Source organism: Ferrimonas kyonanensis DSM 18153 (assembly GCF_000425405.1).
In the GTDB taxonomy this organism is placed as follows: Bacteria; Pseudomonadota; Gammaproteobacteria; order Enterobacterales; family Shewanellaceae; genus Ferrimonas; species Ferrimonas kyonanensis.
Genome location: NZ_AUDJ01000001.1, coordinates 483,227 through 506,229, shown reverse-complemented (window position 1 = coordinate 506,229; position 23,003 = coordinate 483,227). Strand labels below are relative to the sequence as shown.

Here is a 23,003-nt window from a genome sequence, read left to right as displayed (position 1 = left end):
TAAGGAGAAAGTGGCATCATGGGCGCAAAATAATGATAGCTTTAAGATCTTCACTACAACGCCGATGCTGACTTCGCTCTCGCCGCTCCCCTCCACCGCAGACAATGCGCCGATGATCGCAGCATTGGCTCAGCTGAGTGTGCCGGAACAACCATCGGAGCCGCTGTTTGCCATCCTGCATCAATGGCTGCAGCAACAACTGCACGCGCCCCATTTTCTGCTTATCGAAGGCGAGCCCCCACAGCTGAGGTACAAGGGCAGTGATCTGGACTCCCACAGCCTGTTGGCTGAAGACGGCCTGGTGAACTACCTGATGAAAGGGCGCAGCCCGTTGAATCTGTCCCAGGCCGAACTGGTGGCCCGGCAGATGAATAAGCAGGTCCAGTTGACGCCCCCCAAGCCCCAGGCCTGGCTCGGCGTGCCCTGGTGTGACGCCGACAATGGCAGCGGTGCCATCGTGGTATTTTGCACCGACAAACATCGCTACAGCGAGCAGGACCAACGGCTGCTGAAACAGTTTTCCGGCTTGCTGAAGCAGGCCCTGCACACCCGTTCGGTCCGCCAACAACTGCAACAGCTGCGACAACAGCAGCAACAGGTGGATCGGCAACTGGCGCAGCAAAAAACCCTGTTATCGGTTCAGCATCAGATCGCCAGCCTCAGCCGGCAACTGTTGCCCCTGGATCAACTGTGCCAACAATTTCATCAGCAATTTAAGCGCCTGCTTCCCTGCAATAACTTTTACGTCGCCCTGATGGACCAGGAACGCCGTCAGTTGCAGTTCCCCTACATGGTGGATGAGTTCCAGCACAAACTGCATAAGCGCCGGCCCCTGGGAAACGGCCTCACCGAGTACCTGCTGCAACGGGCCGAGCCGCTGCTGCTGGATTACCAGCAACGCCAGGCACTGATTGATGAGGGCCTGGCCCATGAAATCGGCCACTGCGCCCAGTCCTGGATGGGCGCGCCGCTGATCAACGACGATAACGTCATCGGCGCGGTGGTGATACAGGATTACCATCAGGTCGGCCGCTACAGCGATGACGATCTGCAGATGCTGTCCTATCTGGCGCAGCACATCGCCAACGTGATCATCATTCAACAGGCCCACCGCAGCCTGTCAGAAACCCAGCAGGCACTGGAAGGGGCGGTCAACGAGCGCACCCAGGCCCTGCAACACGAGATCGCCGAACGGCGACGCATCGAGAGCCAGCTTCGCCACGACAACCTTCATGATCACCTCACCGGCTTGCCCAACCGGGCACTGTTGCTGGAACGTCTGGACCAGTTGTTTGCCCAGAGAAAGCGCTGCGCCGACTTTAACTACGCCTTGATCTACCTGGATCTGGATCGCTTCAAGATGGTCAATGACAGCCTCGGCCATCTCACCGGCGACGCGTTGCTGATGCAGGTGTCGACCCGGCTCAAGCGTTGCCTGCGGGGCAGTGACACCGTGGCCCGTTTAGGCGGCGACGAATTTGCCGTGTTGCTGGACAACCTGCATGACAGTCAGGATGCGATGATCACCGCCCAGCGAATTCACAAGATGCTGTCGCAGCCGTTCCTGATCAATAACGAAGAGATCTACAGCGGTGGCAGCATCGGCATCGCCTACTGTGACGACGCCTACAACAGCCCTCAGGAGATCCTGCGGGATGCCGACGTTGCCATGTACCAATCCAAGGCCAAGGGTGGCCGCCAGCCGGTGGTCTTTACCGGCACCATGCGCCAGGCGGCACAGGTGCGACTGCGACTGGAGACCGAGCTGGCCCGGGCCATCGAACAGGATCAGTTTGAGATTCACTATCAACCGGTGTGGCGTCTGGACAATGAGCAACTGGTGGGCTTTGAGGCACTGGTGCGCTGGCGCCACCCCAGCAAGGGGCTGCAGCTGCCCGCTCAATTCATCGAGGTGATGGAAGAGACCCGCCAGATCCTGGAGTTGGATCGGCTGGTACTGCAGAAAACCTGTCAGCAGTTCGCCGACTGGCAACGCAAGTACCCTCGCATGGCGCGCATCAGTGTCAGCGTCAACCTCTGTTCCGAGTGGTTCTCGCGCCAGAACAGCCTGGATGTGATCAACTCGATCCTGAAAGAGACCCGCTTACCGCCGGAGTCGCTGCGACTGGAGATCACCGAACGTTCGCTGTTGGGCCAGCATGAGCAGGCCTCGATAGTGCTGAAACAGATCCGGCGCCTGGGAGTGCGCCTGGCCATGGACGATTTCGGCACCGGCTACTCCTCTCTGAACTACCTGCATCGCCTGCCACTGGACATCGTCAAGATCGATCGCAGCTTTACCTGCCAGGTACACACCGAACAGCGGGCCAGGGATGTGGTTCAGGCCATTGTCCATCTGGCCAACGCCCTCAACATGAAGGTCAACGCCGAAGGCATCGATGACATTCGACAGATTGAGATCCTGCGCAACATGGGTTGCCACTTCGGTCAGGGTTTTCAACTGGGAAGGCCGATGGCGGCAGACAATGTCCCCGCCTTTATTGCTGGAAAAAACACCAAGTCCTAGTCCGCCCTTCCTACAATAGGGGTGACCATTCTCAAGGAGTGAGAGATGCGATCCCAGAGCCTGATAACCCTGATCTGGCTGACGCCGCTGTTGGCGGCTCTGCTGTTGTGGAAACCCGATTCTGCCCCTGCCATGGACGTTCTTACGACCTATGGCGACACCCTGATGTGGACCCAATCCTCATTGCACCACGACGGCAACCAGCCGTTCCCGGTTGAGGCCATCGACCGTCAGGCGCTGCTGGCTCAGTACCAACGCATGGGCCCCCAATTTGTCTGGCAAGGCTGGGTCTATCAGGCCGACGACCGTCAGGGCACTCCGAGCCGATTTCAGCGCTTGCACCCCGCCTTTCCCATCGAGGACAGCAACCCGGCTCACCGCCGCAGCTGGCAGCACTTTTACGCTGATCAGGAATGGGGAGACTGGGCTCAGCCTCAGTGGCTAAACCAGGCCATTCCGAGACCGATGGATCAGGCCTTCTCCCATGCCCCCATCTGCCGCGAGCGTCGCTGCCTGATCGAATTACGCCTGGGTGGGCACCGGGCCGATGCCTGGTTTCGGGAACTGCAGCGGCGGTTGCCTGCGTCGATCATTGCCAGCATGGACGCCAGCAGCGATCACCAGTTGCTGATACTGAGCCAACGATAAGCCAGCACAAAAAAGCCGGCTCGAAAGCCGGCTTGGTGAGCGTTCACTGGCGCTAGCAAACGTTCAGAACTTTGATCGCCAATCCCCCCTGGGAAGTTTCGCGGTACTTCGGATGCATGTCCTTACCGGTCTCATACATGGTGGCAATCACCTTATCCAGAGACACACAGGGATCCGAATTACGACGCATCGCCATTCGGGTGGCGTTGACCGCCTTCACCGAGGCAATGGCGTTACGCTCGATGCAGGGAACCTGCACCTGGCCCGCCACCGGATCGCAAGTCAGTCCCAGGTTGTGCTCCATGGCGATCTCTGCCGCCACACACACCTGAGACGGGCTGGCGCCCATGAGCTCAGCCAGACCGGCCGCCGCCATGGAACAGGCCACCCCCACTTCACCCTGACAGCCAACTTCGGCGCCGGAGATGGAGGCGTTCATCTGGTACAGGGCACCGATGGCACCGGCCGCCAGATAGAACTTGCTGTATTGTTGGGCATCCACACGTTCAATGAACTTATCGTAGTACGCCAACACCGCAGGAATGATACCGGCGGCACCATTGGTGGGGGCGGTCACCACCCGGCCTCCGGCGGCATTCTCTTCCGAGGCCGCCAGGGCAAACATGTTGACCCAATCGATGATGCTCATGGGATCGTTGCTGTTGCGCTCATTGGCGATCAGCTGCCGATGCAGTGCCGCCGCCCGACGCGGTACCTTCAGTGGCCCGGCCAGCAGGCCTTCGGTACCACAGCCACGCTCGATGGACTCGCGCATGACGTTCCATACTCGGCCAAAGCCTTCCTGGATGTCGGCTTCGCTGTGGTAGGCCTTCTCGTTCTCCATCATCAGTGCCGAGATGCTCATGCCGGTCTCGCGGCACTGCCTCAACATCTCTTCGGCATCGGTAAAGGAGTACGGTACCGGCTTCAGGTTGGAAGCGGGTTTACCAAAATTCTCTTCGTCGACAATGAAGCCGCCGCCAGTGGAGTAGTAGGTCTTCGACAAGGCGGTCTCTTCACCGATGAAGGCATGAATGCTCATGCCGTTCTCGTGCAGGTCCAGCGCGTGGTTGTGGAAGGTCACCGCCTCTCGGGGGAAATCCACCACATGGCAATGCATGCCGACTGGCAAACGTTCGGTTTGCTCAACCCGCTGAATGAAATCAGCAATACCATCGATATCGACGGTTTCCGGGCTGTTGCCCGCCAGACCCATAATGATCGCGATATCCGTATGGTGGCCTTTGCCGGTCAGAGACAAAGAGCCATAGATATCGACACTGATGCGAGTCACCTCACGCAGTTTATCCATGGCACGCAGTTCATCAATAAACTGCTTGGCGGCCTTCATGGGTCCCACAGTGTGGGAGCTTGATGGGCCTACACCAATTTTAAAGATATCGAAAACACTGAACATGAAGAAAACCTCTGTAAAAATAAGAAAGCCGGAGTCTTGCGACTCCGGCTTGCAGAGTCAGGGGACGCTGATTAAATCAGGTCTTTAACGATGGCAGAGATGGCCACCAAGCCCATGACTGTGACGAAGATGTTGGACAGTGCACCGTCGTACTTCTTCATGGATGGCACCTTCTTGATGGCGTACATCGGCATCAGGAACAGGATGGCAGCGATGAACGGCGCTCCCAGGGACTCAATCATGCCCAGTACCGATGGGTTGATGATGGCCACGCCCCATACGGAGAAGAAGAAGAACGCAACCAGAGCCTTGTCAAAGGTCTTCTCACCCATGCTCTCAACCGCCTTCGGTGCCGCTTTCTTCACGATGCCAGCCAGACCCTCTTTGGCACCCAGGTAGTGGCCAAAGAAAGAGGAGAAGATCGCCAGGAACGCCACCAGGGGACCGATGACCGAAATCAGCGGCGAGTCGTATTCGTTGGCCAGGTAGCTCAATACCGGCAGGTTCTGAGCCTTGGCTTCCATCAGTTGTTCCGGAGACAGCGCCAGTACACAGCTGAAGACGAAGAACATCACGAAGCCCAGCAGCATCATAGACGCACGCTTAAGAATCATGTCGGACTTGGCAACCGCATCGTCACCGTGCGCTTCCCGCTGCGCCAACGCCATGGAGGAAACCGCCGGGCTGTGGTTAAAGGAGAAGATCAGCATCGGAATGGTCAGGTAGACCACGGTCAGCAGGTCGCCCATGGCCGGGATGTTATCGGTGCTCATGGCGGCGGTGGACCAGTCCGGGATCAGGTAGATGGACATGGCAAACAGGATGAATACCAGAGGGTACACCAGCAATTCTGTGGCTTTCAGCATCAGGCGACGACCCAGAATCATCACGCCCATCATCATCGCCACCAGCGCACCAGACAGAATCCAGCGAGGCATGGACTCCAGGCCCAACTGGTTGACCATGAAGCTGTCGATGGTGTTGGTAATGGCATTACCGTAAATCAACACAATGGGGTAGATGGCGAAGAAGTACAGGAAAGTAATCAACAGGCCGGCACTCTTACCGAAGTGCTCCTCCACCACATCGGTGATGTCGGCGTCTTTGCGTTTGGAGGACAGGACGAAACGCGCCAGGGCACGGTGAGACAGGTAAGTCATTGGCCCCACCAGCATCGCGATGACGATCAGAGGCCAGAAGCCTTCCAGGCCGGCGCGAATCGGCAGGAACAGGACGCCGGCACCAACCGCGGTGCCGAACATGGACAGTGACCAGGTCAGGTCTTGTTTGGTATAGCCCACCGCTTTGGTATTGGTCGCAGTGGCAGTTGCAGTGTTTTGGTTCTGCATGAAAAATCACCTATGAGTGTTCGAGTTAGCGAGGGCAAATATATAGATTTATTACAAACTAAATGTGATTCACTTCTCAAACATGATTTTCTGATGTGAGCGAGCTCACAGCATTGATCTTTCGCATGCCCGCATGAATATGGCTAATTTGATTGTAATTGAAGGGTTAAAATGGCGATAAGGCCGTTAAATAACGGGTGAATCAGGTTACTCTTGTGACGAAGGTAATTCGATCAGATAAAAAAACTGGGCCACAGCGGCCCAGTCTCAAACTTTCATATGTAATAAAGTTACAACATTTACACCAACCACTAACTGGTCAGCAAAGTCTTTATCGCAATGATCACCAGCAGCAGGGCAAAGCTCTTTTGCATCAACCGAGGATCCAGCTTGTGGGCCAGGTTAGCGCCCACCCGGGAAAACACCGAACTGGTGAGCACGATGCCGATGAAGGCTGGCAGATACACGTAGCCCAGACTCATCTCCGGCAGACCCGGCGCATTCCAACCACTGATGGCGTAACTGAGGGCACCGGTCAGGGCAATGGGCAACCCCAGAGCCGATGAGATTCCCACCGCTTTGCGCATCTCCAGTCCAAACCGCGACAACAAAGGCACGCTGATGGTCCCGCCGCCGATGCCGAAGATGGCTGACAGAAAACCGATGCCGATGCCGGAAATGCTCAGGCCGACCACACCGGGAAACGGTTGCTGGCCCTTGGGTTTGAGACCGAACCACATCTTGATGGCCACCAGGGTAATGAAGCCGGTAAAACAGTACGCCAGCACGGTGGCGTCCAGCAGGTGCGCCACAAACCCGCCGAGATAGGCGGCCACCACAATGCCCGGCGCCATGGTCAGCACCACTTTCCAATCCACTCCGCCTTTACGATGATGGGCCCACATGGAGTTCATCGAGGTGACAATGATGGTGGCCAGGGAGGTGCCCAGGGCCATGTGAATGGTCAGTTGAGGATCGAAGTTCAGTAGTTTAAAAGTGGTCAGCAACACCGGTACGATCACCAGCCCACCACCAATGCCAAACAAGCCGGACAACACGCCGGCAAACGCACCAAGAAGTAAATACAGAAGGTAGATCATAATACTTGAAGTCACTGATTAGATTGTCGACTATTGTGTCACATTCCCTCTTTGACGGCATCGACGATGACCCAAATAGTACAAAAAACTCTCATTGTTGCCTCCCGCAACCCGGTGAAAGTCAACGCGGCCACCCAAGCCCTGCAAGCGGCTTACCCGGATTGCCAGTGGCAGGTTCAAGGGGTCAGTGTCCCCTCCGGCGTGGATGAGCAACCCTTGGGTGAAACCGAAACCCGGGTCGGCGCCATAAACCGCCTCGATGCCACCAAGGCGATGGCGGCGGATCTGTATGTGTCGTTCGAAGGCGGCTATGACCGCATCCACGGTCAGGGTTTCACCTTTGCCTATGTGGCCATCAGCGATGGCCAACATACTCAGATCGGTCGCACCGGGCTGTTGCCCCTACCGGAGGTCATCAGTCAACGACTGGAACAGGGCGAAGAACTGGGGCCACTGATGGACGAACTGTTCAACGACCACAACATTCGCCAGAAAGGCGGTGCCATGGGCATACTCACCAACAACCTGGTGGACCGAACCCGCGTCTACAGCGACACCCTGTGCATGCTGCTGGCTCCGTTTCTTCACCCGGAACTGTACCAGGTCGCCGCCACGGCTACGCCAGATTCAGCAGCCACCCCATCAGGGTAAACGCGGTCAGCAGCATCAGCATCAACAGCGCCAGCAACCGCCACTGCATCACCTGCTTCAGCATCACAAACTCCGGAAAACTGGCCGCCACCGTACTCATGCAGAACGCCAGGGTGGTGCCCAGCGGCACCCCTTGCAGCAGCAGGCTCTCCATCACCGGAATCACCCCGGTGGCATTGGCGTACAGTGGAATCCCCAGCAGCACCGCCGATGGCACCGACCACCACTGGCCGTCCCCCAGGTTGGCCTGCAGCCAGCCCGCCGGAACAAAGCCATGCAGCCCGGCGCCGATGCCGACGCCAATGATCACCCATTTCCATACCCGGCCGACGATCTCTCGCGTCTCTGAGGTGGCGAACTCATGGCGCTGAGCCAGCGTCATTGAGGGCCTGGACTGAGGCTGAACCGGCTGGGATTGAGGCTGGTCCTGCCCCATGGCATAGGCTTTCGCCGCCAGAGGCTGCAACCAACGCTCCGCCTTGAGGCTGTCCAGAATCCAGCCTCCCAGCATGCCGATCACCAGGCCGATAACCACGTACAGCAGGGTTAACTTCCAGCCCAACAGGCTCAGTAACAACAATACCGCCACCTCATTGATCAACGGCGAGGTCAGCAGAAATGCCATGGTGATGCCCACCGGAATGCCGGCGGAGGTAAAGCCGAGAAACACCGGAATGCTGGAGCAGGAACAGAACGGGGTAATGGCGCCAAAACTCGAACCCAGCACGTAGCCGCTGAAGCGGCTCTTACCCGCCAGGTACTGGCGGACCCGCTCCACATCCAGCGAAGCGCGTACCAGGGCGATGGCGTAGATCATCACCAGTAACAACACCAATATCTTGCTGGTGTCCTCAACAAAAAAGTGCAGTGCCTGGCCCAGCCGGGTCTGTTCAGACAGCCCCAGCAGTTGGTACACCAGCCAATCCGCTAACTCAGTAAACAGTGACAACATCATTCACCCTATCAGTGGGGTTAAATACACCCAGCAGTAATACAAACCGGCCCCAAGGAACAGCAGCCCGGACAGCCGCCGCAACAGCAACTCCGCCCGAGCAATACGCTGGTGAACCGCCGCCAGTTGCAACGTGCCCAGGCTCACCATCATGGCAAACCCCAGCACCGGCAGAGCGGTGCCAATACCGTACATGCCCGGCAGCATCAGCACCGACTGATGGGCCATGGCCAACGGCAGCAATGAGGCAAAAAACAGCGCCGCTGAAGTGGGGCAAAACGACAAAGCAAACAAGGCTCCCAGTGCCATCGCCCCCGGCAAGCCACCCTGACTCAGGCGCCGCTGCAGAGACTCAGACAACCCCATGGACGGCAGCGGTAGCCGCAGCCAGTTCAGCAACACCACTCCCACCAGCACCATCACCGGGCCCAACATCATGTTCATGTTGGACTGCAGAAACTGTGACAATCCCGGTGCCGACAAGGCGCCGCCCAACAGCAGTGCCGCCAAGGCCAGGTAACTCAGGGTTCGCCCCAGGCCATAGGCCAGCCCTTGATGCACCGCCCTGCGGGGACTGGATACCTGACGGCTCAGGTAGGATACCGCGGCGACGTTGGTCGCCAGTGGACAGGGGGAGACCGAGGTCAAAACCCCCAACCACAGTGCACTCAATGCCGCCAGCATCAATGCGGTCATGATGGCGCTCCGGTCACCAACAGACCGGTTTCGCCGTACAGGTACTGAAAGAAGGCCTGGCGGTTGTTGAACAGCTGCCACACCGAGTCCAGCCGGCGCCACCTTGGCTCAGTCCCCGATTGCGCCAGAGACACCACCACCGAGCGAGTCACCAATTGGAAGTCATCGATGTAGTGCCGATTCTCCGCCAGATCGACGTTGATGCTGCGCAACTCCACCTGACCTTGCTGCACCAATTCAGGCCACCCCTGCTCCACCGCCTCGCGGGTGAGCTGCTCGATGGTCACGCAGGAGGTGCAACGGGCGCTGCCATGGAAGTAGTACACCGTCAGATGCTGATTCGGCCCCAATTGGTAGTTCGGAGACGCCACCGCCGCGGCCGCAACCGACGTCGGCTGGGTCTGAGTCCAGGCCCACCATGCCGAACCGGACAACAATGCCACCACCAGCAATGCTTGGATCACTCTCATAACTGCCACCTCTTGCCGACGGCTTAGCGTGCTTGCAACAGGGCGTCGATCTCGGCCGCCGTCGGCGAACCGCCACTGACTTTCACTTCACCGTCGATGACAATGGCCGGCGTGGACATTACGCCATACTCCAGAATCACCGCCATGTCGCTGACCTTGACCAACTCAATGCCAATCGCCAGGGCTTGAGCCCGCTCAACAATCAGCTCTGCCAGGGTATTGCACTTCTTACAACCGGATCCCAGTACTTCAACTTTCATGATGCTTCCTCTTGCTTGGTGAGTGGCGAGCGATGATCGATAACCCGTTCGATGCAGTGGAACATCGACATCAGACAGGGGGTTGTCAGCCGGTAGTAGCGCTGTTTGCCCTGTCGGCGCACGGCCACCAGCCCTACCTGCTTTAACACAGCCAGGTGCTTGGAAACCGTTGAGATGTCGGCATCCACCTCCTCCATCAGCTCACACACACAGCGCTCTTGCTGCTGCAGTTGCTCCACCAGCCACAGCCGGGTCGGGTGGGCCAGAGCCTTGAGCACCGCCGCACGCTGATGCAGGCGGTCACAGTCGGGAGTGGTCGATAACATACGCTCATCCAGATAAATAGATTCAACACTTGGCAAAATAGCCAAATGTTTTGATCAGGTCGAGCGGAATTCTGCAAACAGGGCGGCGGGAAGTCAGGTTCGTGAACCGGGTCGCACAACGCCGTGGGAAACAACGCCGTGGGAAATAACGCCGTTCAGTGAGCCAAAAAAAGGGCCTCATCGAGAGGCCCTGAATGTCGATTTCACCGAGTTACTTCTGCAATTGAATGCTGATGTCCGACAGCGTCTCGGCAGCAATGGCGGACTCGGTAAACAGCAACGGCCGCAGGGCGGTGTTCTGCGAGTAGTACTGAGTCTGATCGTTCCAATGGGGAGACAGGGCGTTATTAGACTCGGAGTAAGTCAGCAATCCCCGCGCCTGTGGCCCCTGCTCCTCAAAGCCCACCACCATCATCCAACTGGAGCCGTAACGCACATGGTAGCCTTCGGTCGTCAATTCAGACGCCGTCGGCGCACCAGTGACCGCGTCCACTGCAGCTGGATAGGCATGCTGTGGCAGCAGGGTGTCATCGTTGGCTTCATTGGAGTAGGCAAACACATTGAAACCGCCCTCACGGTTGTTGGCTCCGGCCCAGGGGAAACGAGCACCAGAAGCGCTGCCGTCAGGCATCGACTTTTCCACGAACTGCATGCTGCCCAGCGGCGCATCCAGGGCAAAGCCGTTGTCGGTCAGGGTGGCACTGGCTGCCGCTAACGCCACCAGTGCGGAACCGTCGGCCGCCAGCGTATTCGGGGTATTGAGCGGATCCGTGTACACAAAAGGCACATCCAGGTGGGCCTCGCTGTCGAAGCGATAGCCGAACTCCCTCAGCAGGGCACCGGCAACGCTGTCCTGATTCTGGGCCCCATTCCACTTGGCTAACGCGGCACAGGCGGGGGAGACATCGACGCTGAGGCTGTCGCTGACCACCACCGGGGTGCTGCCCTGGGCCTCACACTGCTCCAGCAACTGTGGCAACACCAATTCGGCCAGATAAGCCCGGTTGGACATCAACGCCGCTTCCACCTCCTGGCGGCTGAACTTGCCATCGTCACCGCGGGCGTCGTTCATCAAGGTCAACGCCATTCGAGTTCTCAGGCTCTGCTCTACCCTGCGGTCGCCGTACAGCGGCGATACGTTCTCAATGGGGGAAGCCGGATTGGTGATCCAGTAGGAGTTATTGGAGTTCTGAACGAAATCCTGACGCAGCAGTTTCGGCGCCTGGTCGTAAGCCACCGGAGCGTCAAAGGCAAACATGGAGTCATCGCCGGGCAGAATGGTAAAACCGGCACTCTCTCTGGCGGCACGAATGTCCGGGCTCAGCCAGATGGCATTTTCGGCATCACTGCTAAGCCCGGGAACAGTGGAGTCATCGATGTAGAAGGCGTTACCTTGATCATCGGCGTACATGGTGTTGTTGAAGATCACTCCGTCGAAGTCCTTGAACGCCTGCTGGAATTGCTCCAAGTTGGTGGCGAAGTTCATGGCCGACCAGTGCTCGAGTACATCGGTGTTGGCCATATTGGCATCCTGAATGAAGAACGCCTGGCTGTCGTCCCAACCAAAGGGAGCCAGCTGAGGTGGTGCTTCCACCATCGGCCCCTTGGCCGTCAGATACACCTCTTTCTCCAGCGGAATCGTCACTCCGCCGCCGATGTTGACCTCCACCGTGTAGGTACGAGGGGTAATGGCCATCTCTTGCTCGTCAAACAGATAAGTGAGGCGATCCCCCGGTTTCAACGCCAGGTTGTACATGATGAAGTGTTCGGCGGTGGAGAAGGTGTGGGTCCAGGCCAGGTTGTGGTTAAAGCCGATGTTCACCGCGCCGGGCATCCCCACCAGCGATCCCCCCATCACATCGAGGAAGCCGGGAATGGTCAGGTGTGACTGCCAGAAGCGCAGCTGGCCGGTATGGGGAAAGTGAGGGTTGCCCAGCACCATCCCTTTGCCGTTGTCGGTCACCTCGGCCCCCAGTCCCCAGCCGTTGGAGCCCATGTCCATGGGGTTAACCTGCGGGGTGGTCAGCGTCTGCGATCGCGCCAACGCCTTGGTGCGTACGTCCGCCAGCATCGCTTTAGATGCCGGGCTATTGAGGGCGGTCGCCGCGGGCCGCGGCAGGTACTCGTCGCCGTCCCCCGGATTGGCAAAGAAGATCAAATCCAGGAAGTTGGCCGCACCCGGCAACAGAGCAATGGAAAACAGGTAGGTGAGCATGTCGACGTCGGTGATCGGCTTCACCCAGGGCTGACCGGCACAAGGCAGGTTCGGCGTGGTCACGGCGCCACTAGCCAGATCCGCCAGATACAGGTTGTAGCCGGCGGCAAAGCCGGACAACATCGCCCGTGAACGCTCACCCAGAGTCGGCATCGCGTTTACTGCGGCTTCGCGAACCCCCAGGGCTTTGTAGCCGAAGTCATTAACCAGATTCTGGTTGTCCTCCTCAAGCGGAAGACCGGTGGCGAAATCGATGCTCTTATGAGGCCCAAAGTACTTGGAGCGCTCGCTGTTGGCCTTGATCACCCCATCAGCCAGCAAACACAGGTGATCCTGAGCCTGGGCATAACCCGAGCCAAAGGCCAGGCTTTCGATGTTATCGGCTTCGATGTGGGGCACCCCGTAGGTGGTGCGGCGAATACGGGCGTCCAGTTTGCCATCGGGGGCAAACACCGTCACCTGAGGCTCAGGCTCGGGCGTAACGTTGTCTTGGCGGTCATCGTCATTACTGCAGCCGCTGACCAGCAGGCCGGACGCCAGCGACATGGCTATCCATAAAGGTGTTTTTTTCATTATCGTCATCCTTGTTGTCACGCCCACCTCCCCAGTGAGCCAAAGGTCATTTAAGCAGCTCCGACCAGAGAGATCCACACCGTTTCAACATTGATAACAATCAATTAACCAAGGCTATTGAAAAAGGTTCGATCACCGCAAACCTGATATCCTATGCTGCACAGAGTTGAAAGCGGGGCGGAGATTCGTCATCCTTCGCCGCCAACATTCGCCTTCGGAGTGACCATGACCCCTTCCTTGTCGCGGCTCAGGGAGCAGTTCCCGGCCCTGGCTCAGCCCGGACTGATCTACCTCGACAACGCCGCCACCACCCAAAAACCGCTGGCCGTTCTCGATGCCATGAACCACTTTTATCGGCGTCACAATGCCAACGTGCATCGCGGCGCACACCGATTGTCGGATCTGGCCACCCGCGACTTCGAAAGCGCCCGCGACACCGTGACCGAGTTCCTCAATGCACCAGCACGAGAAGAGGTGATCTTCACCCGGGGTACGACCGAAGCGATGAACCTGCTGGCGCGCTCCCTGGGCAGCCACCTTTTGCAACCCGGCGATGAAATTCTGATGGATACCTGGGCCCACCACGCCTGCATCGTCCCATGGCAACAGATGGCAATTCAGACCGGAGCCAAACTGGTGCCCATTCCGCTGACTCCAAACGGCGATCTGGATCTGAACGCCTATGAATCCCTGCTTGGCCCCCGCACCAAGGTGGTCAGCCTGACTCAGGTCAGCAATGCCCTGGGCAAACAGGCGCCACTGCAGCGGATGCTCCCCGCCGCCAAAGCCGTAGGGGCCATCACCATTGTCGATGGCGCCCAGGCGGTGGCCCACTTGCCGGTGGATGTGCAGGCCTTGGGGTGCGACTTCTACGCCTTTTCCGGACACAAGTGTTACGGCCCCACCGGCATCGGCGTGTTATGGGGGCGTCAGCAACTGCTGCAGCAGATGCCGCCCTACCAATACGGCGGCGAGATGATCGATACCGTCAGCTTTGAGGGCAGTCGCTTCAACCAGTTGCCGTACAAATTTGAAGCCGGCACTCCGGCCATCGCCGAAGCCATCGGCCTTGGCGCCGCCCTCAGCTTCATCCAGTCTCTGGATACCGACGCCGTTGCCCGCCACGAACGGGCGCTGATGAACCGGGCCAAAGCGGGCTTGTACGCACTGGACGGCGTCGAAGCCATCGCCGCCGACGGCGACAACCTGGGCGCCCTCTCCTTTCGAGTGGACGGCGAACACCATCAGGACATCGGCATTTTACTGGATCAGGCCGGTATCGCCGTGCGCTGCGGTCACCATTGCTGTCAACCGTTAATGCAGGCTCTGGGGCTGAAAGGCAGTTGTCGGGTTTCATTTGCCCTTTACAATACCGAAGCGGAAGTGGACGCCTTTGTCGCGGCGTTGCGAGAGATTACGGAGTTTTTAAATGACTAAGCCCGGCGTGCAGCAGTTTATCGACTCCCCCCTGGGGGCTGAGATCGATCAGGCGGAGTTGGATAAGGAGTTGATGGCCCAGAGTCACTGGCAGGGCCGTTACCGAATCATCATGAAGCTGGGCAGCCGCATGCCGGTGCTGGAGCCCCGCTGGCAGCAACCGTCTGCCAAGGTCTCCGGCTGCGAAAGTGCCGCCTGGCTGTATCACCATCAGGACGAGCAGGGCATCCACCACTTCCTGGCCGACAGCGAATCGAGAATCATCAAGGGGTTACTGGTACTGATCCTCAGTGCCTGCAACCACAAGAGCTCGGCGCAACTGGCTCAGCTGGATCTGGAAGGTTGGTTTGACACCCTGGGGCTGTCGGCACACCTGAGCCCTTCCCGGGCCAACGGCCTGAGTGCCCTGGTCAGCGCCATACTGGCACGGCAACGGCAGTAACCCTCAGTGGCGCCGTTCACCGAACTGCGCCTCCAGCGTCAATTGCAGCTCAATGTTGGTGTCGAAATCGTATTTTCGGGGCCAGGTCAGCTGTGGCTCGATCTCATAGTACAGCCAGTCACGGGCAAAATTCCGCCGAAAGGTGAAACCCAGCCGCCGAATCTCACTCTCGTCGCCGTCATCCCGGGTCGCTCCGGAAGCGGCAATAAAGGTGGAAAAGGCGGTTTTGTCGTCCAACCACTGCACGCGACTCAGTGACGTCACCCACTCCAACCCTTCGGTTTCCTCGCCGAAGCGGGCACGATTTTGCCATCGGTAGGCATGATCGTCATAGACCCGCTCCAGGTTGAGCCGCGAGGTTTCGCTCCAGCCATCGTCCGATTCCACCCGCACCTCCTGAGACAGTTTCAGCAGGGTATTGTCATCGATGGACTCAAAGTAGCGCGCCCGGCTTCTAAGGAAGGGGGTCAGTCCCGAAGAGAGCGATGCCCCCAGATCCACCGACAAATCCCAGGAGTCGAGATTGATCGGAATCCAGCGCAGCGCCGCCCGAGTGGTGGCGTCGACGTCGGCCCCGAGGCTGTCACTGACCTGGGACAGGTCATCCTGCTCATCAGACTCCAATAACAACTTCAGGCGTTTCGAGGTTTTTGGCAGGTAGTAGGACGCCGAGACCCTCAGCCTTAACTCGTCCTCTTCGCGCTCGACAAACTCCTGCTGCAATCGCAGCCGAAAATGACTGCTGGCCTGATCGGCATCGTCACTGGGACCGAAAAAGTCATCAAACCACAGCGCCGAAGATTGCGCCGAACCGGACAACAGGGTGTGGGCCTTATCGAACCAGCGCAGCTGTTGATCCAGCTGTGGCCGATCCGCCTCGGATTCCGGCTCCGGCTGCTCTTGCGGCTGCTCTTGCGGCTGCTCTTGCGGCTGCTCTTGCGACTCAGGGGAGCTGCCGGCGGCGACGCTCCAACCGGGCGCACCGCACAGCAACAGCAGCATAAATCCGAATCTGCCTCTGCGCCCCAGCATGCCACCTCCCTGATCTCTATGTCCTTGTTTAAGTATATGTGGCGGCGGGTCTCCCCGACAAACCGCCTTGGCGTCAGGCTTCGCGATTGGCCCTTTCCGCCAGTTTTATCAACACCCGGCTGGCCGCCACAAACCCAAAGGTACCGGTCAGTGGCGTGACCGCCCCAAAGCCACTGGCACAATCCATCGCCTTGGGGCCCTCGGCAGCACCTTTGGCCAGACAGATCTGACCGTCGGCACCGGGGTATTTCAGTTGCTCATCCGAAAACACACACTCCACCTGAAAGCGGCGTTTCGGATTCTTGCTGAAGTTGTAGTCACGCCGCAGCAGGTTACGCACCTTGGCCGCCAGGGGATCCTGATAGGTTTTGGCCAAGTCCGCCACCTGAACCCGAGTGGGATCCATCTGGCCACCGGCGCCGCCCACGGTCACCAGTTTGATCTTGCGCCGCTTGCAATGGGCAATCAACGCCGCCTTGGCCTTGACGCTGTCGATGCAATCCACCAGGTAATCCAGCCCATCGTCAATCAGCTCAAACAGGTTGTCGCTGTCGACAAACTCCTCCACCTCATTGACCTTGCAGTCCGGGTTGATGTCACGGATGCGTTGGGCCATCACCGCCACCTTGGACTGACCAATGGTCTGGGTTAACGCATGACACTGGCGATTGCTGTTGGTGATGCAGATGTCATCGAGATCGATCAGGGTCAGTTCACCGATGCCGCTGCGGGCCAGGGCCTCGGCCACCCAGGTGCCGACGCCACCGATGCCCACCACACATACATGGGCCTGGGAAAAATGTTGCAGTGCCGCGGCTCCATAGAGGCGGCCGATTCCACCGAATCGCTGAAGGTAATCGTCGTTCATTGCTGAAATTCCAGAAACAGAGGCAGGCAGTATAACAGGGCAATCGGAGCGAGCCGATGCAGACGCAGATTTTCACAGAGAGGAACCGATAACCATAACCAGATAGTTTCATTGATTCAATGAATTAAATGGTCGTTTGTTGATGCTGAGCAAGATTCACAACTTTTTCACCCAAAAACGTGCGCCAACTCAAAAAACGCCACCCAAGACGGTTGCATGTCACACGCTTCCTGCCAGAATCGTTGGCGCAAAATAATTAAAAAGCCTGATCTTTCATTACTCTGCGGGATTAAATGTTGCCGCGATGTGAATTTAGGGTCGGGTATTCATTGATCGTCAGGAGTAAAATGATCATGCAAAAACGGACGCTAGCCCTTTCAGTTGCTTCCATCTTCGCAGCAGCTTCTTTTGGTGCTATGGCAGAAATGCCTACTTTCTATGGTGACCTGAACATCTCCGTAGCCGATTCCGACACCGGTTACACCGTACAGGGTACCTCCAACGACAAAGGCACCGTGCTGGAAAACAACTCTTCCAACATCGGTATCAAAGGCGCTCACGAGATCAACAGCGCACTGAAGCTGGTCTACAAGGCCGAATTCGGTGTTAACGGTACCGACAACGATGCCGACACCTTCTCTTCTCGTAACACCTACCTGGGTCTGGCCGGTGGTTTCGGTGAAGTGGTCTTCGGTCGTAACGACACCGCCTTTAAAGGCTCCGAAGGCGGCGCCGATGCATTCGGTAACCTGAACGCCGACATCACCATGATCCTGCCTGGTCAGGATCGTGTTGCCGACGGCATCACCTACACCCTGCCAAGCATGGGTCTGTTCTCTGGTAAAGCCACCTACATCCTGGAAGACGACAACAATACCAATGATATTCCTGGTACTGATAAAGTCGAAGAAGGCGACAACTTCGCCCTGATGGTTGGCTACGGCGACAAGACGCTGAAGAAGGCCAAGTTCTTCGTTGGTGCCGGCTACGTTGACGGCATCAAGGGCCTGACTGCTTACCGTATCACCGGTCAGGTTAAGGTTGGCGAACTGGCTCTGGCCGCCATCTACCAGGACAGCGAAAAGACTGCCGATTCCAGCATCGACGCCACCGGTTACACCGTTTCCGCCAAGTACCCTCTGGGTAACTTCATGCTGAAAGCCCAGTACGGCTTCGACGACGGCGGCATGGGTACTTTCGCTAAGAAAGCCAACGACGATGCCACCAACGCCGGTACCGTTGAAGACGTCACCAACTACACCATCGGTGGTGACTACACTCTGAGCAAAGCGGCTTACGTTTACGGCCACTACGCCTACTACGATGCTTCCGTGAAAGGTGCTGAAGACATCGACGACAGCGTATTCACCGTAGGTCTGCGCTACCGCTTCTAATGACGCTGCGCTAGCAGTTGTCATTAAAAGGCCAGTCGCCAAGCGACTGGCTTTTTTTGTGCCCGAACGACCCTCAGTCGATGCCCCGTTAGTGGGGACGGCCATGCTGATTGCCTCTCGGTCCTGAGTGCACACCTCTAACACGGCGGCCGGTTTCCCGGCCACCCGTTTATCCTTACAGCGCGTAGCGCATGGAGAACTGACCGTAGAAGGAGTCTTTGTCTTCGTGATCGATGGAGTAGTTACCCACTTCCATGCCCACCGACAGCTCCGGCGTCAGGTTCTTGAACAGGTTAACGCCCCACTGGCTGGTCTCGTTGCCGGACACATCACCTTCGATGTGACCGTAGATCAGAGTGGAACGAAGGGACTCGGTCCAGAAGTGACGGTAAGCCACGTTATAGGCGGTGGTATCTTCTACCTTTTCACCCACCAGGTCCTTGACCGCGGCAGTACCCACGTAGCGGCCCAGTTCGCCCTGGTGGTACTGGAAGCGCAGATCGTCTTTGCCGAAGGTGTGAATGCGACCGGCAATGGAGCCGCCGATGGCGGTCTCGGTATTGCCGCCGTCAGTATTCAGCTGGCGACCTACCGCAGCAATGGAGACGTTACCCCAGTCACCCTTGAAGGTGTACTTGGCGATCACGTCAGGCAACTTGTCATTGGCGGTATCGCCACCGAAGCTCTCTGGGTTCTCCAGTGACAACTGCAGACCACCGTTGCTGTAACGCAATTGGCCCTGACGCAAGAACGAGATGCCCATCATGGTGCTGCCGAAATCGGCGGTTTCACCAATGGCACTGGTGTTCATGAAAGTGGTCCAGGTCTGACCGGCCAATACGTTCTGGTACTGGATGAAGGCGTGACGCAGACGAGGGTTGATGGAGTTGGAGATAATTTCGTTACCGCCGCCACCGAAGAAATCCATCTCGATGAAACCGGTCAGGTCACCGTGGATGTACTTGGTATTAAAGCGGGTTTCGTTGGCAAAAATACGGAATTGAGAAGCGCTCTCGGCAAGGCCAGTACCACCACCGGTCCACTGATCTTTATAAGCCACATCACCGTCAACATAACGGGCATCGACTTTAATGTAACCGCCGAAAATCAATTTATCATTATCATTAAGTTGAATTTCATAAGCGGCCATTGCAGGGGTAGCCAAAGCGGCAAGAGAGGCAACTAACGCAGCATTTTTAATTTTTGAAACAAACATCTCAGTTTCCCTTATAAAGGTGAAGGGGTTGCCCGGCGTCGTATCAAGGGCCACCGGGTTAGTCATTCGTGTCGGTTGTTGCAGTCGGCGCCAACAAGTAAATAGCGCACCAATCAAGCTCACAAACTCACATCGTTCGCCACGCGCAGACTGAAACAATTCACCGCGGAATTTAACAAGGGCTCACCCACCCTGGCTTCACCCGGCCACCCCTGCCGCGATCGCGATCGCAAAACCCCAACAAAACATCGACGAAGCCCACCCCAACAACGACACCAACAGGATCAATCTCACAATGCGACACAGAAAGGCGCCCGCGATCACAAATGCACCTCAAAGTGCAGAGAGTGTTAAATTAGAGAGATTGAGTGGCATCGGAGGGTGAACTTTCAGGCCAGAACCACATCAAAACCGATGATCGAAGCTATAACTCAGACCGGCAGATGTCATAAGCCTACGATATAAAGGTGACAACAAAGGGCTTTGTAGAAATAGACTGGAATTAATTAAACAGGACTTAAATAATAAAAAGGTAAATCATATTTCAGGCATACACATCACTGCTGGGTAGCCACTATTTTAGCGCCGATCCAGATCACACAAACATCGGTGTTGGTAACTGTCGATGAAAAAATGTAACTGGCGACAGTTTTTCATCGGCAAATAATCGAGACACATCACTCAGTGGTGATTTAGTTACCACTGTTTCCGTTATTTATATACAGGGATGACTGACTTTAACCGCCTTTTATAGAGTCAGGCACCTCATGCCGCTCACCCCAAACTTCGCCATACACTCCGCCCAGCCCTTGCCAGCACGATTTTCCATCGATTTCAACCTCTCATTTTTGTCCCAGAGGGCAAAAACCGTCACAGTCTGTGCCCGATGTGAAAAAAGATGTTCCCAAAGGCCCCACTCCCTCGGCAATCGGCCGGCACCCAACTCGAGATAAAAAAAACCGGCGCACTGCGCCGGCCTGGTTCAGGCTGATGAAGGCACTCCATCACTGATTCTGAGTGCAGGGGAAATACATCGCTTTTTGTTTCTCGGCAAACTCCGCCGCCCGGGCGTCACAATAACCAGGCTCATTGTTGGCCCGCCACAGCACCTTGCTGTCACTGCCTTTGATGTAGTGCACTTCACAGGGCAGAGGCGCCCCTTTTGGATAGATCACCTGAATACGGCGCTCGTTGTCGCCGTTGCTGCACACGTACTCAACCCCGTTCTCTACCCCGTCCAAGCCGGGTTCAACGGCCAGGGCCGTCACCAATACCAATAACGCACTCATGCTTCTCTCCGAATTCCGACCCCACATCCGGTGCCGAAGGGTGATTCAACAGGTACGTGCAAACCACTTTCAACGCACCCACTGCCAAAAAAGACAGCAAATCCAACTGTCTATAGAAAGAAAGTCTACCACACCCTCGGCGCCACGCTTTGAGTCAGGACAAGGACAGGCTCCCGGCCCATCGCCGATCGCCAACCTCAACCGCCCCGGCCATTGCAAAAAAAAACGCCGCGAGGCGGCGTTGTCTTACTCTGAATCGGTGCAGTCTTAACCCTGAGGGGCCGGCATCAGTCGCCGCTTAACGGTCTGGGTCAGGGTTTTGAACATCAATACCGCCAGCAGCAGGGCACTGCCATACACCAGTGGCTCAGGCAACATGCGATGCTCCTCCCCCACCAAGGGGGTCACGGTAAATCCGTACTGGCTGACCAGGAAATTCACCACGAAACCAAACACCATGGCGGTACCGATGACACCGCCCAGATAGCCCCACAGGGCCCGAGCACCTAACTCTTTACGCACCACCCCAAGGGTGGCGATGTTGGTGGCCGGGCCGGCCATCATGAACACCAGTACGGCCCCGGGCGACACGCCGGCCAGCAACAGCCCCGCCGCAATGGGCGTCGACGCGGTGGCACAAATGTACATGGGCACAGACACCAGCACCATCAGCGACATCGCCAGGATGCCATCGCCCCACTGGGCCAGATACTGGGGTGGCACAAAGGTATTCACCAGTGCCGCAAAGAACAGGCCGATGAGCAACCACACCGTGGTGTCTTTCACCAGATCGGTGCTGGCGTACACAACGCCCTGCCACATTCGACTCATCACCGAGTCCGTGGCCTTGGGCTCAGACTGGGCACTGCAACAACCGGCATCGGCGTTGGCCGCCGGTTTAGAGCCGCAACAACTGCTCTGAGGCTTGGGCTCTGGTTTAGTGCTGCAACAACCGCTCTGAGGCTTAGGCTCGGGCTTACTGCCACAGCAACTGCTCTGAGCCTGAGGTTCCGGCTTGCTGCCACAGCAACTGCTCTGAGCCTTGGAAGCGGGCTTGAAACCAGCGGCTGGCGCCGCCATCATCGCCGGGGCCGACTGCAGCGGCGTCATCTTCAATTGCGGCTTAGCGTCGGGCTCATCGTCTTTGCCCACCAGCAGGCCCGCCACTATGGCCGAGGTAATGGCGGCAATGGGGCGAACCACCGCCATAAAGGGCCCAAGCAGCACGTAAGACACCGACACCGAGTCCACTCCGGTTTCCGGAGTGGACACCAGAAACGACGTGGTGGCGCTCTTCGAGGCACCAGAGCGACGCAGACCGACGGCGGCGGGGATCACACCGCAGGAACACAACGGCAGCGGCGCACCAAAGACCGCCGCCTTGAGGGTGGTCTTGAATCCATGGCCGCCCAGTTGACGGTTCATCCATTCCATCGGCACGAACATCTTCAGCATCCCCGCCAGGAACAGCCCCAGCAACAGCCAGGGTGCCGAGTCCAGAAACAGATCGAGGAAATTCTCTAACAACAACATCATTTGGTCTCCAGAGTGTCGAGGATCGAGCAATGAATGGCGCTTTCCGGGCCACCACAACAGGCATCCGCTAACTCTTGCAGGGAATCACGCAGGCGAGTCATTTCATCAATCTTGGTTTGCAGCTCCAGCGCCTTGGCTTCCACCATCCCTTTGACATCGGCGCAGGCCCAATCAGAGCGGCTGGCTTCGATATTCAACAGCTCCCTGATGTCCGACAGGCTAAAGCCCATCGCCTTGGCCCGTAGGATGAAGCGCAACTGCTGAGCATCGTCATCGCTGTAGATGCGATAGCCCTTGTCAGAGCGATTCGCTGGATTTAACAGGCCATTCTTCTCATAAAACCTTAATGTATCTGGCTTTACTTTACAGGCCGCTGCCAGCTCACCAATCTTGTACATGATTCACTCCCGCTTACTCTATGGCAGCCAGTATAAACCTTGGAGTTAGGTCAAAGGTCAAATGTTTTTTATTATATTGGAACGCTCTTTTCTTATGTGCGAACGATACTTCGGGATAAGACCTGATTTTGTGAGCATTTTCACGTACAATGCGCGCCACAGACTGCAGGGTATAACAGGGTCCTGACGAGGGTATTTCGCCAAGGC

General features: G+C 57.4%; 20 protein-coding genes and 1 pseudogene. 6 read left to right on the top strand and 15 right to left on the bottom strand.

The features are described 5' to 3' along the window. Positions 1–64 precede the first annotated feature (64 nt). A complete protein-coding gene (locus tag H598_RS0102380) occupies positions 65–2,527 on the top strand; it encodes a putative bifunctional diguanylate cyclase/phosphodiesterase (protein ID WP_084144282.1) in 2,463 nt (820 codons plus the stop codon). Between the two features lie 45 nt (positions 2,528–2,572). Then, positions 2,573–3,175, top strand: coding sequence for a hypothetical protein (locus tag H598_RS0102375; protein WP_028111579.1), 603 nt, complete (start codon positions 2,573–2,575; stop codon positions 3,173–3,175). Positions 3,176–3,227: 52 nt separating this feature from the next. Here the strand turns inward: H598_RS0102375 and H598_RS0102370 are convergent, their stop codons facing one another. The 3 genes from H598_RS0102370 to H598_RS0102360 form a co-directional block, all read right to left on the bottom strand. Beyond that, positions 3,228–4,592, bottom strand: coding sequence for an L-serine ammonia-lyase (locus H598_RS0102370; protein WP_028111578.1), 1,365 nt, complete (start codon positions 4,590–4,592; stop codon positions 3,228–3,230). A gap of 71 nt (positions 4,593–4,663) precedes the next feature. Then, a complete protein-coding gene (locus tag H598_RS0102365) occupies positions 4,664–5,941 on the bottom strand; it encodes an aromatic amino acid transport family protein (RefSeq protein ID WP_028111577.1) in 1,278 nt (425 codons plus the stop codon). A 311-nt stretch (positions 5,942–6,252) separates the two neighbouring features. Continuing rightward, entirely contained in the window at positions 6,253–7,041 is a 789-nt protein-coding gene (locus H598_RS0102360) for a sulfite exporter TauE/SafE family protein (RefSeq protein ID WP_028111576.1), read from the bottom strand. Between the two features lie 66 nt (positions 7,042–7,107). Here H598_RS0102360 and yjjX point away from each other — a divergent pair, with 66 nt between their 5' ends. After that, complete coding sequence (gene yjjX, locus H598_RS23060) at positions 7,108–7,692, top strand: inosine/xanthosine triphosphatase (protein WP_051252286.1); 585 nt, start codon at positions 7,108–7,110, stop codon at positions 7,690–7,692. On the opposite strand, the gene H598_RS0102350 is transcribed toward yjjX, so the two are convergent. The 6 genes from H598_RS0102350 to H598_RS0102325 form a co-directional block, all read right to left on the bottom strand. Beyond that, entirely contained in the window at positions 7,658–8,644 is a 987-nt protein-coding gene (locus H598_RS0102350; protein WP_028111575.1) for a permease, read from the bottom strand. The genes yjjX and H598_RS0102350 overlap by 35 nt on opposite strands. Positions 8,645–8,647: 3 nt before the next feature. Beyond that, positions 8,648–9,340, bottom strand: coding sequence for an aromatic aminobenezylarsenical efflux permease ArsG family transporter (locus H598_RS0102345; protein WP_028111574.1), 693 nt, complete (start codon positions 9,338–9,340; stop codon positions 8,648–8,650). Then, a complete protein-coding gene (locus tag H598_RS25375; protein ID WP_051252284.1) occupies positions 9,337–9,810 on the bottom strand; it encodes a nitrophenyl compound nitroreductase subunit ArsF family protein in 474 nt (157 codons plus the stop codon). The genes H598_RS0102345 and H598_RS25375 overlap by 4 nt, the downstream gene beginning before the upstream one ends. Positions 9,811–9,833: 23 nt before the next feature. Beyond that, entirely contained in the window at positions 9,834–10,070 is a 237-nt protein-coding gene (locus tag H598_RS0102335; protein ID WP_035414980.1) for a thioredoxin family protein, read from the bottom strand. Then, a complete protein-coding gene (locus H598_RS0102330) occupies positions 10,067–10,396 on the bottom strand; it encodes an ArsR/SmtB family transcription factor (protein ID WP_035414978.1) in 330 nt (109 codons plus the stop codon). Before H598_RS0102330 ends, H598_RS0102335 begins: the two co-directional genes overlap by 4 nt. A 211-nt stretch (positions 10,397–10,607) precedes the next feature. After that, on the bottom strand, positions 10,608–13,184 hold the full coding sequence (locus tag H598_RS0102325) for an acylase (RefSeq protein ID WP_028111571.1): 2,577 nt from the start codon (positions 13,182–13,184) through the stop codon (positions 10,608–10,610). Positions 13,185–13,409: 225 nt separating this feature from the next. On the opposite strand from H598_RS0102325, the gene H598_RS0102320 reads away from it, so the two are divergent. Together H598_RS0102320 and H598_RS0102315 are read left to right on the top strand one after the other, a co-directional pair. After that, positions 13,410–14,621, top strand: a complete 1,212-nt coding sequence (locus H598_RS0102320) for an aminotransferase class V-fold PLP-dependent enzyme (protein ID WP_028111570.1) — start codon at positions 13,410–13,412, stop codon at positions 14,619–14,621. Then, the gene (locus H598_RS0102315) at positions 14,614–15,063 is read left to right on the top strand and encodes a SufE family protein (protein ID WP_035414975.1); all 450 of its coding nucleotides are present in this window, start codon (positions 14,614–14,616) and stop codon (positions 15,061–15,063) included. Before H598_RS0102320 ends, H598_RS0102315 begins: the two co-directional genes overlap by 8 nt. A 3-nt stretch (positions 15,064–15,066) precedes the next feature. Here the strand turns inward: H598_RS0102315 and H598_RS25370 are convergent, their stop codons facing one another. Together H598_RS25370 and tcdA are read right to left on the bottom strand one after the other, a co-directional pair. Next, the gene (locus tag H598_RS25370; protein ID WP_051252282.1) at positions 15,067–16,095 is read right to left on the bottom strand and encodes a hypothetical protein; all 1,029 of its coding nucleotides are present in this window, start codon (positions 16,093–16,095) and stop codon (positions 15,067–15,069) included. A gap of 73 nt (positions 16,096–16,168) precedes the next feature. Then, positions 16,169–16,963 (bottom strand): tRNA cyclic N6-threonylcarbamoyladenosine(37) synthase TcdA, encoded by a 795-nt coding sequence (tcdA, locus tag H598_RS0102300; protein WP_028111567.1) that lies wholly within the window; start codon positions 16,961–16,963, stop codon positions 16,169–16,171. A gap of 293 nt (positions 16,964–17,256) precedes the next feature. Between tcdA and H598_RS0102295 the strand changes: the two genes are divergently transcribed. Beyond that, a complete protein-coding gene (locus H598_RS0102295; protein ID WP_084144281.1) occupies positions 17,257–18,357 on the top strand; it encodes a porin in 1,101 nt (366 codons plus the stop codon). A gap of 175 nt (positions 18,358–18,532) precedes the next feature. Here the strand turns inward: H598_RS0102295 and H598_RS0102290 are convergent, their stop codons facing one another. The 4 genes and pseudogenes from H598_RS0102290 to zntR form a co-directional block, all read right to left on the bottom strand. Beyond that, positions 18,533–19,573, bottom strand: a complete 1,041-nt coding sequence (locus tag H598_RS0102290) for a DcaP family trimeric outer membrane transporter (RefSeq protein ID WP_028111565.1) — start codon at positions 19,571–19,573, stop codon at positions 18,533–18,535. A gap of 1,004 nt (positions 19,574–20,577) precedes the next feature. Further along, on the bottom strand, positions 20,578–20,862 hold the full coding sequence (locus H598_RS0102285; RefSeq protein WP_028111564.1) for a hypothetical protein: 285 nt from the start codon (positions 20,860–20,862) through the stop codon (positions 20,578–20,580). Between the two features lie 267 nt (positions 20,863–21,129). After that, positions 21,130–22,392, bottom strand: coding sequence for an SO_0444 family Cu/Zn efflux transporter (locus H598_RS0102280; RefSeq protein WP_035415104.1), 1,263 nt, complete (start codon positions 22,390–22,392; stop codon positions 21,130–21,132). A gap of 8 nt (positions 22,393–22,400) precedes the next feature. Next, positions 22,401–22,796: pseudogene (gene zntR / locus H598_RS0102275) on the bottom strand (Zn(2+)-responsive transcriptional regulator); the annotation flags it as partial. Between the last annotated feature and the right edge of the window lie 207 nt (positions 22,797–23,003).

Coding starts and splice junctions, on each gene's coding strand:
- H598_RS0102290 (WP_028111565.1), bottom strand. CDS start 19,573: ATGTTTGTTTCAAAAATTAAAAATGCTGCGTTAGTTGCCTCTCTTGCC.
- H598_RS0102360 (WP_028111576.1), bottom strand. CDS start 7,041: ATGATCTACCTTCTGTATTTACTTCTTGGTGCGTTTGCCGGCGTGTTG.
- H598_RS0102330 (WP_035414978.1), bottom strand. CDS start 10,396: ATGTTATCGACCACTCCCGACTGTGACCGCCTGCATCAGCGTGCGGCG.
- H598_RS0102370 (WP_028111578.1), bottom strand. CDS start 4,592: ATGTTCAGTGTTTTCGATATCTTTAAAATTGGTGTAGGCCCATCAAGC.
- H598_RS0102350 (WP_028111575.1), bottom strand. CDS start 8,644: ATGTTGTCACTGTTTACTGAGTTAGCGGATTGGCTGGTGTACCAACTG.
- H598_RS25375 (WP_051252284.1), bottom strand. CDS start 9,810: ATGAGAGTGATCCAAGCATTGCTGGTGGTGGCATTGTTGTCCGGTTCG.
- H598_RS0102315 (WP_035414975.1), top strand. CDS start 14,614: ATGACTAAGCCCGGCGTGCAGCAGTTTATCGACTCCCCCCTGGGGGCT.
- H598_RS0102325 (WP_028111571.1), bottom strand. CDS start 13,184: ATGAAAAAAACACCTTTATGGATAGCCATGTCGCTGGCGTCCGGCCTG.
- tcdA (WP_028111567.1), bottom strand. CDS start 16,963: ATGAACGACGATTACCTTCAGCGATTCGGTGGAATCGGCCGCCTCTAT.
- H598_RS0102285 (WP_028111564.1), bottom strand. CDS start 20,862: ATGAGTGCGTTATTGGTATTGGTGACGGCCCTGGCCGTTGAACCCGGC.
- H598_RS25370 (WP_051252282.1), bottom strand. CDS start 16,095: ATGCTGGGGCGCAGAGGCAGATTCGGATTTATGCTGCTGTTGCTGTGC.
- H598_RS0102295 (WP_084144281.1), top strand. CDS start 17,257: ATGTTGCCGCGATGTGAATTTAGGGTCGGGTATTCATTGATCGTCAGG.
- H598_RS0102335 (WP_035414980.1), bottom strand. CDS start 10,070: ATGAAAGTTGAAGTACTGGGATCCGGTTGTAAGAAGTGCAATACCCTG.
- H598_RS0102345 (WP_028111574.1), bottom strand. CDS start 9,340: ATGACCGCATTGATGCTGGCGGCATTGAGTGCACTGTGGTTGGGGGTT.
- H598_RS0102365 (WP_028111577.1), bottom strand. CDS start 5,941: ATGCAGAACCAAAACACTGCAACTGCCACTGCGACCAATACCAAAGCG.
- H598_RS0102320 (WP_028111570.1), top strand. CDS start 13,410: ATGACCCCTTCCTTGTCGCGGCTCAGGGAGCAGTTCCCGGCCCTGGCT.
- yjjX (WP_051252286.1), top strand. CDS start 7,108: ATGACCCAAATAGTACAAAAAACTCTCATTGTTGCCTCCCGCAACCCG.
- H598_RS0102380 (WP_084144282.1), top strand. CDS start 65: ATGCTGACTTCGCTCTCGCCGCTCCCCTCCACCGCAGACAATGCGCCG.
- H598_RS0102375 (WP_028111579.1), top strand. CDS start 2,573: ATGCGATCCCAGAGCCTGATAACCCTGATCTGGCTGACGCCGCTGTTG.